This window comes from Paenibacillus woosongensis, assembly GCF_030122845.1.
Classification (GTDB): Bacteria; Bacillota; Bacilli; order Paenibacillales; family Paenibacillaceae; genus Fontibacillus; species Fontibacillus woosongensis_A.
Genome location: NZ_CP126084.1, coordinates 3,641,909 through 3,656,287, shown reverse-complemented (window position 1 = coordinate 3,656,287; position 14,379 = coordinate 3,641,909). Strand labels below are relative to the sequence as shown.

Sequence of the window (14,379 nt, the reverse complement as noted above, 5' to 3'; positions counted from 1 at the left end):
CAGCAAAGCTTCGCTCATACCGTGATAACCGGTTGGGGATCGGACCCTATTAACCAAACGCTATCGAGCCCTCCTTTCTACCAGAAATGCGACTAGTATCGCTTATCATCCTTTCACTGATAGATATCAATTTGTGAATGAGGTAATAGTATAAAATACCCATTTCTCCTTAATATTCACTGAATTGATTATATATATCTATTTTTGTAAATTTAACATACTATAAATTGCCAATATTCGTCAAATCAAAATTAGTTTGCATGTCGAAAACTAGAGAATTTCATAGATTTTTTTGATAGACTCCGACGCGAGTCACGCTTTTTGCATTCCTAAAAAATTGACCCTACGACCTAAAGATATGACATGTTTTTGGATTTTGATCCCCGATAAGATGAAATCAAGCAACTAAGACATTTTAGGGGGTTAACAAGATGGGGAAAAAGGTAAGAAAACCGGCTTTACTGCTGCTGTCATTATTACTGGTCATCGGGCTGGCGGCTTGCGGCGCCAAGGATTCGAGTGGCGGAGGCAACTCTGCTGCGGTGAACGGCGGCGGGGAGTCTTCCGGCGGGAAGAAGCAGGAGACGACCAGTATTTTGTTCTGGAGCCCATTTTCCGGTGCGGATGGCCCGTTCATGAAGAAGATTGTAGACAAATATAACTCTTCCCAAGATCAATACAAGGTCAATTTCGTCATTCAGCCGAACGGAGAGTACTACAAGCAGCTTGACGTTGCGCTCAGCACATCCAAAGAGCGTCCGGACCTTATGATCATGCACGTGGATAATGTGCCGACGTACGTAAACAAAGATCAATTGCAGCCGCTGGATGATATCGCTTCCGCGTCCGGAATCAGCAAAGACGATTACGCCGAAGCTCCGGTCGAATATTCAACGATCGACGGCAAATGGTATTCCATTCCGCTTGATATCCATCCGGTCGTCATGTACTACAACAAAGATTTGTTCGAGCAAGCGGGTGTTAGCGGCCCGCCGACCAACCGTGCCGAGTTTGAGGATGCTGTTGCCAAATTGACCGATAAAGACAAAGGCGTTTACGGTTACGTACTTCCAACGTTGTGGCCGCAGCAGTTTATTTTCCCATCCTTGGTCTGGCAAAATGGGGGCGAGCTCTGGGATGGCAGCGATGTAGCCTACAACTCTCCTGAAGCGGTAGAAATGGTATCCTGGATGCGCAGCCTGGTCGATCAAGGTTATTCCCCGGGCAATGTTCAGCAGGACGGAGAGAATACTTTGTTCCTGCAAGGCAAGAACGCGATTCAATTCAACGGCCCTTGGATGAAGTCGCAGTTTGATGAAGCAGGCTTGAATTATGGCGTGGCTCCGATTCCGCAAATCGGTAAAGAGAAACGTGCTGCTTTTGCCGGCTCCCATGGCTTCGTAATTCCAAAAGCAATGACTGACGAAGCGAAGCTGGCCGGTATCGGCGATTTCCTGAAATACATGGCGGAGCACTCGATGGAATGGGCGGAGTCCGGTCAAGCGCTGGCCTCGAAGAAAATGATCGAGAGCGAGGAGTTCAAGCAGCTGGAAGTTCAGAGCAGCATTGCTGCCGGCTTCGCGGATGTGCAATTCGCACCAAACGTACTCAACTGGGGAACGATCTCCGAGCCGATATGGGGCGAGCTGAACAACGCGCTGTTAGGCAAGAAGGATCCGCAAAAAGCAATGGACGATGCTGTCGCGAAATCGCGGCAAGCGATGAAAAATTAACGGCCCGAAGTAAATGAATGCAGAAGGAGACGGGAAATAGGCGGCAGCTGCTCTCTCGTCTCCTTCGATTTTCCAGGCAAATGAAGCAAAGCCCCCAGGGCGGGAGGGATAAATCTATGGTAAAAAGCTGGCACTCCAAATTAACATCATCTTTGTTCGTGCTGCCTTATTTCATTTGTTTTGCCGCTTTCTTATTGTTTCCAATACTTTACGGCGTGTATATCAGCCTGCATAACTTTGAGCTTCTATCGCCAGAACATGATTTTGTAGGGTTGAAGCATTATATAACGATCTTTACGCCGGGCACCTATTTGAACAGTCTGTTCTTCAACGGGCTGTGGAATACGATTCAGTTCGTCATCTATTCCGTACCGCTGCTGATCGTGGTCGGGCTCGCGCTTGCGATGCTTATCCAGCATCTTCCAAGTAAAATCCGCGGCATGTTCCGCACGTTCTACTTTTTACCGTATGCGCTATCCGCATCGGTCATGTCCGTGATTTGGCTGATGATTTTCGACACGAATTCCGGGTTTCTGAACAGCCTGCTAATGAAGCTGAACATCCCGGCCATTCCGTGGCTGACCGACCAGCCGTGGGCCTGGGTGTCGCTCATTACGACGACCTTGTGGTGGACGATCGGCTTCAACATGATTATTTTTATTAATGCCCTGAACCAGGTGCCGGAAGATTTCTATGAGGCTGCCTCGCTGGACGGAGCGAATGCCTGGGATAAATTTATCCACATTACGCTTCCATCCATCAAACCGGTCATGCTGTTCGTAATGATTACATCCACGATCGCTTCGTTTAACGTCTTCGCCCAGCCGTTCCTGCTTACCCGCGGGGGCCCGGGGGACAGCACGAAGGTGCTGCTCATTAACGTGCTCGATCAGGCGTTTATCCGCAAGGAGATCGGCTCCGCCTCGGCGATGGCGATTTTGATGGCACTGCTCATCATGATCATCTCGGTTGTGCAATTTAAACTGACTTACGGAAATAAGGGGGAAGAGTCATGAGCATGAAACGGATCAAAACGCTGCTGCTTGTTCTTCTCGCTTCGGTCATTGCCGTCGTTTTCCTGCTGCCGCTCGTATGGATGATATCGACGTCCTTTAAGAACGATTTTGAAGCATTGTCCGGGAAAATGAACTTTATTCCGCTGAAGCCGACTTTCGACAACTATATCAAAGGGTTTAGCGGAGAATTGATGAACGTTCCGATCCTGAAATGGATCACGAACTCGCTGATGGTCGGCATCGCGGGAACGGCGATCGTCCTGCTCATCGCTTCCATGGCGGCGTTCGCCTTGGCCAGATTGAAGGATCTTCCGCTGCGCAGAACGCTGCTGTCGATGTTCATCGCATCGCTGATGATTCCGGGCGTGCTGACGTTTTTGCCGATGTATATGGAGTTTAACGCGCTTGGGCTGATCAATACGTACGCTGCGCTTATTCTTCCTTATACTGCGGGAGCTTTTGGTGTATTTTTGCTGTATCAGTTCTTTATTTCTTTCCCGAAGGACATCGAGGAAGCCGCCCGGATCGACGGGGCGAACAAGTGGAAGCTGTATACCAGCATCATGCTGCCGTCCTCGGTATCGATTATGGTTACGCTGCTTATTTTTACATTTATGGGAATTTACAATGATTTCGTTTGGCCGCTTTATGCTACCACTTCACCGGAGATGCGGACCATTACGGCAGGGATCGCCATGATGGCCCAGGGCAGCTATACCCAATCCTACGGCAAGCTGATGGCAATGACGGCGGCGGCGGCCATTCCGGTTGTGGTGATTTTCATTATCGGTCAGCGTTCCTTTGTTAAGGCCATTACGCAATCTGCAATCAAATGATTAAATCAACATATTAATAGCATGTTCATAGCTAGTCATGAGGTGAGGCTTGTGAGAGACAGGCAAATATTGCGCAAACGCAGGCTGATGTATGCGGCTGGCTTGCTTCTTGGCATAGCCGTCATTGTTATAGTAGGAGTGATTGGGATGAAGCAGACGAACAGCGGCAGAGCTGACGTTCCATACAACGGCCATGGGGGTACATTCAAAAATCCGTTGATCGATATGGATACCCCCGATCCGAGCGTTGTATACAAAGATGGATATTACTACATGACGTTCACTCATCATGGAACAGACGTCATGGTTATGAAATCCCGGACGATTGATTTCAGGCAGGCCGAGAAGAAGGTGGTCTGGTACCCGCCGATTGATACGATGTATTCAGCCAACCTCTGGGCTCCGGAAATTCAATATATTCGCGGCAAATGGTATATCTATTTCGCGGCGGATGACGGACAGAACGAGAATCACCGGATGTACGCGCTGGAAGCGGCCGGTGACGACCCGCTTGGCGAGTACGAGTTCAAAGGGCAAATTACGGACGAGACGAATAAATGGGCGATCGACGGCCTGGCGATGGAGCATGGGGGGAAACTGTATTTCGTCTGGTCTGGCTGGGAAGGGGACGTAAACATCCGGCAGAACACCTATATAGCGCCGATGAGCGATCCTTTGACGATCAGCGGACCGAGGGTGTTGCTGTCCTCACCGGATCAGGAATGGGAAAAGGCCGGAGGGCCGCCTTACATTCAGGAAGGGCAAGCGATTCTATACCGGGATGGCCGTGTCTTTATCGTCTATTCCGGAGCAGGGAGCTGGACGCCGTTCTACAGCCTTGGCCTGCTGGCGCTCAAGGAGGGCGGCGACCCGCTTCAGCCGCAGGATTGGGAGAGAGCTGCCGGGCCGCTCATGACGATGGACGAGGAAGCCGGCGTGTATGGCCCGGGGCATAATTCTTTTGTTAAATCGCCGGATGGCACGGAGGATTGGATCGTCTACCACGGCACGACCAGCCCTACCGATGGCTGGAACAACCGCAAAGCCCGGGCGCAGCGCATTACATGGAACGAGCAGGGGCTGCCGGAGTTCGGAAAGCCGCTGTCCTTGGAAACGGCGATCCCGCTGCCATCGGGGTCGGGGGTTTATCTGGCCAAGCATGCCAATCGAGACGGAGACCACCTCAGCTTCGGAAAATTAGCGGCAGCCGTTCCAGCGGAGATGCCGTTGTTAGTCCACTATAGGAACGAGACGGGCGCCACCCGAACGCTTGAGGTATGGGTGAATGATACCAAAGCGGGGTCGATACAATTGCCAGCTACTGCGCAGGATGAGGTTGGTTATGCTTACGGGCGCGTTCGGCTGGAAACGGGAGGCGGCGAGCTGGATCTGCGGATGGGTGAAGACGGTGTTGCGACCGACATTCTCGGCGGAATTCAAGCGATCGAAATACCAAGATATGAGGCGGAGACGGCATCCTCTGGTCTTGAAGAGACAGTAGGCGCGGACCTGTCGGCCTCCGGCGAAGGCGTGCTGAAGCTGACGAATGAGGCAGACTCCTCAGCGGCATTCCGGTCGGTACATGTCCCTAAAGCGGGTAAATATAGCATGATTTTCGGTGTTTCCAACCCGGGCGACGAGGAAAGAAGCCTTGAGCTGGAGATCAATGGAAGCAAAGGTGCAAAGCTGGCTGTTCCCGCCACGGGACGCAATGTTTTTACAGAAGTTGTGTTTGAAGGAAAGCTGCAGAGAGGTGATAATGAAATTATGATCAAAGGGGCTTCGGGAGACCTGAGCCTTGATTATATGGATATTATCGCTGACTAGATTGTAACTTTCTGTGTCGTTAGGAGACGAGAATATGAAGAGACATCGCTGGAATCAATACCACAGCAGAGCAACGTTCGGATTCATGTCATTAGCCGCATTTTTGCTCCTGCTGCCTGGATGCACGGGACAGAACTCGGGAGCAGCACAGGTTTCGAAGCCGCCTCATGTCGTGCGTCTGGAATACTGGACCCCCTTTAGCGGCGGGGATAACCAATTCATGACCGAGATGGTGGAGCAGTTCAACGAGGAGCACCCGGAAATCCAGGTTGTCCAGAAAAATTCGCGTCTAGACGATTATTATTCTCGCCTGAAAACCGCCGTATTGTCAGGCAATGCACCAGACGTCGCTATCGTCCATTCGACGATCATGCCCCAGTTCGTCCAGAACGGCTACGTGGAGAAGCTGACAGCGGAGGCTAAAAACATCGGCATCGATTGGAAACGCTTTAATCCGAATATACTCCGTTCGGTATTATATGAGGAGGATTATTACGGAGTACCGCTCGACACGCATGCCCTGGTCATGTATTACAACAAGGACTGGCTATCCAAGGCCGGGGTGCTGGATGAGGCGGGAAGGCCTGTTATTTCCACAGGAGCGGAAGGGTTCAAGTCTTTCCTAGAGCAAATTCGGCGGACGGTTCCGCCCGATATCGCTCCGCTGGCCCAGCCCAGCACGCGCATCGATTCTGTTTGGCTATGGTGGAGCCTCTATAACCAAATGATGGACGCTGGACAGTTCTACAGCGAAGACGGCATGGAGGCCGTATTCAACAATACCGCTTCTTTGGAGGCGCTTAGCTTCGTGAACAGCCTATATAAGGATAAGCTGATCCCGCCCAACATCAACGATGCTTTCCAGTTGTTCTATGACGGCAAAGCGGCGGTTCTGATTACGGGGATGTGGGGAACAGGCGCCTTCGAGAAGGCGGCGGGACTTCATTTCGGGGTTGTTCCCATGCCCACATTGTATGATCGCCCCGCAGTCTGGGGCGACTCCCACAATCTGTCCATACCCAAGAAGCGGGGGATGACGGAGGTGAAAAGGGAGGCGATACTGACCTTCGCGAACTGGATCGTGAGCCATGGGGATATGTGGGCGAAGGCCGGGCATGTTCCCAGCATGACCGAGCTTACAAGTTCAGAGGTATTCAACCAGCTCGAATACCGGAGCGATTATGCCGCTACGGCCAACTACGTCGCTTACTGGCCGAGAAACGCCAAACAATGGAGCATCAATGAACGGATCATCAATGAATTCGAAAGAATGATTTATGGTTACCAGACGCCGGAGGAAGCACTGGACGCGGCTGTGAAGAAAATCAATGCGGATTTGCGCAAGTGAGGGACAGCTATGATGACGAAATTGCGACGAGGAATACAATGGCTGAGAAATTTGAAGCTGGCGCAGAAATTGATCCTCATTAACTCCGTTCTGATCGTAATCCCGCTCGGGGCGCTTGGCGTCTATGCGTTCACTAGCTTTCGGGGAACGATGGAAGCGAATGTCGGCGAATCTCAGCTGCAGACGATGAAGCAGATCACGCTCAACATCGACACTTATATGGAGGAGTTGAACCGGCTCTCGCTGATGCCCTACCAGTACCAGGATATCCTCGATTATTTGGCCTCGGAAAGAAAGCCGGGGGCGTCCTTAAGCCTGGAAGAAATCAGTCTGCTGAACAATTTCGTGTCCAAGGTGTTCCTGAATGGACGAATCGATATTATGGGCGTCTCGCTCTACGGCTCTAAAGGGGCATCCTATGTCGTTATGCCGGAGAGCCAGTACGTTACAAGCTATAAGCTGGATGAAGATGCGGAGTGGCTGAAGGAGGCGCAGGGCCATTTTGGAGAGCCGATCTTTCTGACGACGCACGAGCTTAAGCCGACGAGTGGTTCGGTCTACGAGGTGTTCTCCATTGTGAGGGAGCTGCGCAGCTTCGACAGCGGGCGGACGCTCGGCTACATCGTGCTTGACGTCGATCCGGCAGTAGTGGAGAAAATTTTGGCACAGGTACAGCTTGGTCGGAGAGAATCTCTTTATATTACGAATGCCAAGGGCGATCTCGTCATTCGCAAAGGCTCTGTCATTCCAGGAGCTGACGGAGCCGCGGCTTCCTTCCGCGGGGAAGGTGTAACCCATCTGGAATCGGGCGGCGAACGGATGCTGGTCTCTTATGCTACGTCTGAACTGACGCAGTGGACCACCGTCGGGGCTGTTCCTGTTTCGGAATTGATGCAGGACAGTTTGCAGGTTCGCAATTCCATCACGATTATGGGGATCATCTGCGTCGGTTCGGCGATGCTGTTCTCCGTATTTACGGCGTACCGGATTACGCTCCCCATCCGCAAACTGAGCCGCTTGATGAAAAAGGTGGAGAAGGGCCAGCTTGAAGTAGCGTTTCCCGTGAATCAGTGGGATGAGGTAGGCCAGCTAGGCAGTGCTTTTAATAAAATGGTCTCCCGCCTAAGCGAGCTCGGCTATTTGCTCTATGAAACCGAGATTCGGGAGAAGGATGCGCAAATTGCTGCGCTGCAGAGCAAGATCAATCCTCATTTTCTGTACAATACGCTCGGATCGATCAGTATGTACGCAGAGCTGGAAGGCAGCAAGGAAATTACAACGATGACAACCAATCTGAGCCGCATACTGAGGTATTCCTTGAATGCCCACCAGTCAGGGGTCGTTCTCAAGGACGAGATCGAGCATATCCGCCGGTATATGGCGATTCAGAAGCTGCGTTACGATGAGCGGCTGCATTTCACTCTGGATATCGAGGAGGCGGCGATGGACTGTGAAGCCATTCCCCTCATGATCCAGCCGATCGTCGAAAATTCCTTCAAGCATGGACTTGACAAGGGTGTAGGCGAAGGACGGATCTCCCTGACCGGGGGCATTCAGGACGGCCTGCTGCGGCTGACCGTGGAGGACGACGGAATCGGCCTAACGACCGCGCAGCTTGAGCAGATTCGGCACAAGCTGGCCTACTCTCGAAATCTTGGCGGAGCCACGGGCAACGGACTTCTTAACGTGCATCGGCGCCTTGTGCTTAGTTACGGCGAGAGATACGGCCTTACGATCGATAGCATGCCTTACCGCGGGGTACGCGTCACTTTGACGGTTCCCGCTAAGCATATGCCGACCCGTGAGGAGGATTGCAAACCGGTTGTGTTCCACTCCACATCATGACTTAACCAAGGAGGAGAATCTTATGCCCAAAATTCTGATCGTCGATGATGAGAAGATATTTCGCAAGGGCCTGCGGGCCATGATTACGTCCTTGGATCCGGAATGGGAGGTCGTCGGCGATGCCTCGGACGGTTATGAGGCCCTCGACCGCGCGGAGGTGCTGCATCCCGATGTCATTTTAACCGATATCCGCATGCCGCGGATGGATGGCATCGCCTTGCAGCGCGTCGTGAAGGAGCGGTTTCCGCAAACGGAATGCGTCGTGGTCAGCGGCTACGAAGATTTTACTTACGCGCTTCAATCGATGAGATATGGCGCCAAGGATTATTTAATGAAGCCGGTGGAGCGAAGCGAGCTCGGACGGATTCTCGGCAAGCTGAAGGAGGAGACGGCAAAACGGGGGAAGGCAGCGGCTCCGAAATTTGATCAGGAGGAGAACGAGCTTATCCGCCGCCATGTAAGCGAGTCCGTTATTGCGGGGTTAATGCGCGGCATGGTGCAGCAGCATCATGTGGATCTGCTGCGCAAAATTGGCGTTGATTTTGATCAGCCTTATTATTGCTGCTTTCTGATCAAGCTCGATAAGGGTTCTATAGGCTCAGAGCGGTATTTCAAAGCCGATCCCTCGCTGTTCCAGCTCTATATCCGTCAATTCGTGCAGGAAATAGTCAACAAACGGATGATGAAAGGCTATAGCCTCGTGCTTTCTGATTCCGAGGTCGCAGCCATTGTCAATTTGAGCAGCAAGGACAGCCGCGGCTTGATCGAGCTGGCCGATTCGATCCGCAGGCAGATCACCTCCTTATCGAATCTCACCGTAACGATCGGCGTTGGCCGAGTCGCTGAAGGGGTCGATTCCATCTCGAATTCTTACCGTGATGCTGAAATCAGCCTGCTTTACCGGCTGATCGTCGGCGGCGACAAGGTGCTGCAGTATGATACGATCCGTCGGGATCATGATTTATGCCTTGAGGAAGATCCCGAATCCTGGGGAGCGATGGAGCGCGCCGTTCTGGAAGGACGGGTAGAAGAAGCGGCCAGCCGAGCGGAAGCGGAGATCGGCAGGCTGTGCCGGCAAGCGAAGAGCCCCGAGCTCGTCTACCAGAAAATATGCAAGCTTCTGATCCATTTCTACGAGTCGGCCGAGAAGCTGAATTTAACTAAGGCATGGCTGGGCGAGCGGGATATCCGCAGCCTCATATTCGATATATGCTCGATTACGTCGAGCGAAGAGTTCATCATGGAGTGCCGGACGCTCCTGACAGCCCTGTCCCGCTGCATTGCCGATTCCAGGCTGGAAACCTGGCACGACCCAGTGGAGCAGGCGCTGCAGTACCTCGAGTCCAATTTCCATAAGCAGATTACTTTGAACGAGGTGGCGGGGCAGGTGCATCTGAACCCGGCTTATTTCAGCTCGCTGTTCAAGCAGCGCACCGGTACCACCTTCGTGGAGCGGCTGACAGCGATTCGCATGGAAGAGGCCAAGCGGCGGCTGATGGACAGCGATGATAAAATCGCGGCGATTGCTGAGGAAACCGGGTTTCCGAATTTGCGCCATTTTTACCGCGTGTTCAAACGGGAGGCGAAGCTCTCCCCGAAGGATTACCGCAGCGAGTTTCGCAAAGAGCCGGAGCATCCTAGCGGCGGCCAGGCGTAAATGCGATGAATATGACTTGACACAAACAGGAGGTAAAGATCAGTGACTAATATCCAGAACAATAAATCGATTCCGCGAGAGGAATATCCAAGACCGCAATTTGTTCGTGCGGATTGGCTCAATTTGAACGGGGAGTGGGGGTTCGCCTTCGATGATGACCGAATCGGGGAGAAGGAGAAATGGTACGGGAATGATGGCCCGGCTCCATACCCGCATTCGATTACAGTTCCCTTTGTATTTCAGAGCAAGCTGAGCGGCATCGGAAACCCGGAGTTCCACGATGTGGTATGGTACCGCAAAAGCTTCGATCTGCCGGAGGCGTGGAACGGAAAGCGGATCATGCTTCATTTCGGTGCAGTCGATTACCTGGCCAAAGTATGGATTAACGGGCAACTGGCTGCTGTCCATGAAGGCGGGCATACGCCGTTTCAGGCCGATATCACGGATTTGCTTGTTCCGGGTGGCCAGACGATCACGGTCCGCGCAGAAGACTTCAGCCGGGACATTACCCTGCCTCGTGGCAAACAATACTGGCTGGAAAATTCGGCGAGTATTTTCTATACGCGGACTACGGGAATTTGGCAGACGGTGTGGCTCGAGCCGGTAGATCAGGCTTATCTGAAGCGGGTGGCCATGACTCCCGATATCGACCGGAATGAAATTCAGCTGCATACTTTCGTGGAAGGCGTGCAGGGTGGCATGCAAGACCTGGAGCTTGAAGTGACGGTGTCTTTTCAAGGAGAGCGGATTGCTGCCGACCGATACCGGGTGCTTCGCCCGGAGGAGCACCGCAGCATCCATCTCCATGATTTTGCCGAGCATGGACTGGGCCGCCTGTGGTCTCCGGAGCATCCGAACCTGTACGATATTTCCTTCAAGCTGGTCGGCGATGGCCGCTTGCTGGATGAGGTGGACAGCTATTTCGGGATGCGCAAGGTATCTATTGAAAATGGACGCCTGTGCCTGAACAACCGTCCGTATTATCAGCGGCTTGTGCTTGATCAGGGATATTTTGAGCAGGGCATCCTTACGGCTCCGAGTGATGAGGATTTGAAGCGGGATGTGGAGCTGGCCAAAGAGATGGGCTTCAACGGCGTGCGCAAGCACCAGAAGGTGGAGGATCCGCGCTTCCTGTACTGGTGTGACCGGATCGGCATGCTCGTCTGGGGTGAAGCCGCGAATGCTTACGCCTACTCCGAAAATTACGTGCGGCAGTTTACCAGCGAGTGGCAGGAGGTGATTCAGCGGGATTACAATCACCCCTGCATCGTGACATGGGTGCCGCTGAATGAGAGCTGGGGTGTTCCGAACGTGCAGATTGATGCCAAGCAGCAGCAGCACGGTCTGGCCATGTACCATTTAACGAAATCGCTCGATCAGACGCGTCCTGTCGTATATAACGACGGATGGGAGCATATGACGACGGATCTGGTGACCATTCACGATTATGAGAGCCGCCGCGAGGTGCTGGAGGCCCGATACGAAACAGTAGAATCCACAATAGAAGCCATGCCGGCGAATCGCCGTATTTTCGTCGGCGGAGCAGCCTATGCCGGCCAGCCCATCCTTGTGACGGAGTTTGGCGGAATTGCCTTCAAGGCGAGCGAGTGGGAAGGCTGGGGGTATTCCGGCGCGGATAATGAAGAGGATTATTTACAGCGGCTGAAGGACGTCGTCGATCCGATGTACGCCTCCCCGGTCGTACAAGGATTCTGTTATACCCAGCTTACGGACGTAGAGCAGGAGATCAACGGGCTTCTGACGTACAACAGGCAACCTAAGGCCCCGCTGGAGCAAATTAGGCAAATCATTATGGGCGCAAGCCGGAACTGATATATTAGTTAGGTTAAAACGAATGGAATAAAGCGGTTGAACACAAAGCTGGCGCAGGATTGAACTGCGCCAGCTTTGTGTTTTGGAAAAATAATTAGTTATTATGAGTATAATTGAGTATAATTGAATACAAACCAATGTTCTATAGAGGAGATTATTTCTATGGATTCGGAAATCGAGATCATGACGATAGCTCAGGTTGCGAATTATTTGCAGCTTAGTGAAGTTACAACCTATAAGATGGTGAACGAGGGAGTCATTCCGGCTTTTAAAATCGGCAGACATTGGAGGGTCAAGAGGAGCGATCTGTTTGATCTGATTGAACGGTTGAAGCATGGTGAAAAGTTATAGAGAGCATCGAAACATAGAGAGCCATACAATACTATCATAAAAAGTCCGGCCCTTCTGGTGACCGGTATTTTGCAAGAGAGGAATTAAGCACATAATGAATGAAGAAGCTAGCAAAACCGCGAAGACTGCTAAGACAGCGAAGTCACAGCGCCGTCCTAAATCGTCTCCCCCGCCGGTTCGAATTTTCGCGCTTGGCGGCCTTGGTGAGATCGGTAAAAATATGTACGCCGTGGAGTACAAAAATGAACTCATTATCATTGATGCGGGTTTGAAGTTCCCCGACTCGCGCCTATCTGGAATCGATTATATCATTCCCGACATGAGTTATCTGGTTGCGAACAAGCACAAAATCAAAGGCCTGTTTATTACACATGGACATGAGGATCACATCGGAGCCATACCGTTTCTGCTCCGGCAGCTGCAAATCCCGATTTACGGCGGTCCGCTGACGATTGGCCTCGTTCGGGCCAAGCTGGAGGAATACCGTCTGCTCGGGCAAGCCGAGCTGCATGTGTTCCATGAGAATGACAGGTATGCGTTCCAGCATCTTGCCGTTCATTTCTTCAGAACGACGCACAGCATTCCCGACGCCTTCGGGGTCGTCGTAGACACGCCATACGGCCCGGTTGTACATACCGGGGATTTCAAATTTGATTTCACGCCGGAGGACAAGCCCGCCGATCTGTCCAAGATGGCGAGCGTCGGGAGCGAGGGCGTTCTGGCGCTGCTGGCTGACAGCACGAATAGCGAACGGGAAGGCTTTACTCCTTCCGAACGCAAGGTTGGCAATGCGATTCTTGAATCGTTCAAGCAATGCGAGGGACGCATCTTGTTCGCAACGTTTGCTTCCAACGTGCACCGCCTGCAGCAGGTGGTGGAGGCCGCGATGCAGTGCGACCGCAAAATCGCCGTCATTGGCCGCAGTATGGAGAAGGTATTTACAATCGGGCAGGAGCTCGGATATATCCGCGTGCCCGACGGCATGCTTATCGACGTGAAGCATATTGACCGTTATGAGGATAACCGGGTATTGATCGTTTGTACAGGCAGCCAGGGCGAACCTAACGCCGCGCTGAGCCGGATCGCTTCCGGGGCGCACCGCTCCGTACAGATTTACCCGGGGGACTCGGTTATTTTCTCCTCTTCGCCGATCCCGGGCAATGAGCAGAATATTAACCGCAGCATCGATATGCTCATGCGGGCAGGCGCCAATGTTATTTACGGCTCCATTATCGATATCCATACTTCGGGCCACGGCAACCGGGAGGATTTAAAGCTTATGCTCAGCATGATCCGCCCGAAGTATTTTATTCCGATTCACGGGGAATACCGCATGCTGCTCGCTCATCGCAAGCTGGCGATGCAGACGGGGCTGCCGGAAGACCGCATCTTCGTGATGAATGTGGGAGATACGCTGTCCGTCTATCGCAACCGCGCCAAGAAAGGCCGGTCTATTCCGTCGGGTGACGTCTTTATTAGCAATGGAGAGATGAGAACCTATGAGGACGAGCTCGTGGAAGAGCGGGGCGAATTGGCTAGAGAGGGCATCGTCATCGTCGTTATGACCATTGACGCCGAGACGGGGCAAATTCTTGCCGGACCGGATATCGTGACCCGCGGCTTCGTCTACATGCAGGATGCCCGTCCGCTGCTGCGGCGTGCGGAAATGTCGCTCAAGCGGAACCTGTCGAAGCAGGGAGAGCGCCAGGCGTATAATCGCTCCGACTGGGTTCGGTCGACGCACCGGATCATGCGCAGATTTTTCATGAAAGAAGTAGGCCGAGCACCGCATATTATGCCTTCTATTCTAGAAGTTTAAAAGTTTAACTTTACTTCATACACAGAGTCTTCCCGCCGGGGAAGGCTCTGTTTGTCGTTATACGCTGCATGTATGAATGTGACAACAATCAGGAAATATAAGCATGTCTACACT

Annotated in this window: 10 protein-coding genes; all 10 read left to right on the top strand. The window is 52.5% G+C overall.

Going from position 1 to position 14,379, the window contains the following annotated elements:
- Positions 1–431 precede the first annotated feature (431 nt).
- The gene (locus QNH46_RS16860; protein ID WP_283925294.1) at positions 432–1,733 is read left to right on the top strand and encodes an ABC transporter substrate-binding protein; all 1,302 of its coding nucleotides are present in this window, start codon (positions 432–434) and stop codon (positions 1,731–1,733) included.
- Positions 1,734–1,849: 116 nt separating this feature from the next.
- Positions 1,850–2,749 (top strand): carbohydrate ABC transporter permease, encoded by a 900-nt coding sequence (locus QNH46_RS16855; RefSeq protein ID WP_213589993.1) that lies wholly within the window; start codon positions 1,850–1,852, stop codon positions 2,747–2,749.
- Positions 2,746–3,585, top strand: a complete 840-nt coding sequence (locus tag QNH46_RS16850; protein WP_283925293.1) for a carbohydrate ABC transporter permease — start codon at positions 2,746–2,748, stop codon at positions 3,583–3,585. The genes QNH46_RS16855 and QNH46_RS16850 overlap by 4 nt, the downstream gene beginning before the upstream one ends.
- A 51-nt stretch (positions 3,586–3,636) precedes the next feature.
- Positions 3,637–5,412: a family 43 glycosylhydrolase gene (locus QNH46_RS16845; protein ID WP_283925292.1), complete on the top strand. Its 1,776-nt coding sequence runs from the start codon at positions 3,637–3,639 to the stop codon at positions 5,410–5,412.
- A gap of 34 nt (positions 5,413–5,446) precedes the next feature.
- Complete coding sequence (locus QNH46_RS16840; protein WP_283925291.1) at positions 5,447–6,760, top strand: ABC transporter substrate-binding protein; 1,314 nt, start codon at positions 5,447–5,449, stop codon at positions 6,758–6,760.
- A 9-nt stretch (positions 6,761–6,769) separates the two neighbouring features.
- A complete protein-coding gene (locus QNH46_RS16835; RefSeq protein ID WP_283925290.1) occupies positions 6,770–8,605 on the top strand; it encodes a cache domain-containing sensor histidine kinase in 1,836 nt (611 codons plus the stop codon).
- A 22-nt stretch (positions 8,606–8,627) separates the two neighbouring features.
- Entirely contained in the window at positions 8,628–10,262 is a 1,635-nt protein-coding gene (locus tag QNH46_RS16830; RefSeq protein WP_283925289.1) for a response regulator, read from the top strand.
- 42 nt (positions 10,263–10,304) lie between these two features.
- Complete coding sequence (locus QNH46_RS16825; protein ID WP_283925288.1) at positions 10,305–12,095, top strand: glycoside hydrolase family 2 protein; 1,791 nt, start codon at positions 10,305–10,307, stop codon at positions 12,093–12,095.
- A gap of 162 nt (positions 12,096–12,257) precedes the next feature.
- Complete coding sequence (locus QNH46_RS16820) at positions 12,258–12,446, top strand: helix-turn-helix domain-containing protein (protein ID WP_110932038.1); 189 nt, start codon at positions 12,258–12,260, stop codon at positions 12,444–12,446.
- Between the two features lie 94 nt (positions 12,447–12,540).
- Positions 12,541–14,265 carry a ribonuclease J1 gene (rnjA, locus tag QNH46_RS16815; RefSeq protein WP_283925287.1) on the top strand — a complete coding sequence of 575 codons (1,725 nt, stop codon included), beginning with the start codon at positions 12,541–12,543 and terminating at the stop codon, positions 14,263–14,265.
- The last annotated feature ends 114 nt before the right edge of the window (positions 14,266–14,379 follow it).

What these genes read in the sequence shown, in the direction of transcription:
- QNH46_RS16860 (WP_283925294.1), top strand. Translation starts at nt 432, where the DNA reads ATGGGGAAAAAGGTAAGAAAACCGGCTTTACTGCTGCTGTCATTATTA.
- QNH46_RS16855 (WP_213589993.1), top strand. Translation starts at nt 1,850, where the DNA reads ATGGTAAAAAGCTGGCACTCCAAATTAACATCATCTTTGTTCGTGCTG.
- QNH46_RS16850 (WP_283925293.1), top strand. Translation starts at nt 2,746, where the DNA reads ATGAGCATGAAACGGATCAAAACGCTGCTGCTTGTTCTTCTCGCTTCG.
- QNH46_RS16840 (WP_283925291.1), top strand. Translation starts at nt 5,447, where the DNA reads ATGAAGAGACATCGCTGGAATCAATACCACAGCAGAGCAACGTTCGGA.
- QNH46_RS16835 (WP_283925290.1), top strand. Translation starts at nt 6,770, where the DNA reads ATGATGACGAAATTGCGACGAGGAATACAATGGCTGAGAAATTTGAAG.
- QNH46_RS16830 (WP_283925289.1), top strand. Translation starts at nt 8,628, where the DNA reads ATGCCCAAAATTCTGATCGTCGATGATGAGAAGATATTTCGCAAGGGC.
- QNH46_RS16820 (WP_110932038.1), top strand. Translation starts at nt 12,258, where the DNA reads ATGGATTCGGAAATCGAGATCATGACGATAGCTCAGGTTGCGAATTAT.
- rnjA (WP_283925287.1), top strand. Translation starts at nt 12,541, where the DNA reads ATGAATGAAGAAGCTAGCAAAACCGCGAAGACTGCTAAGACAGCGAAG.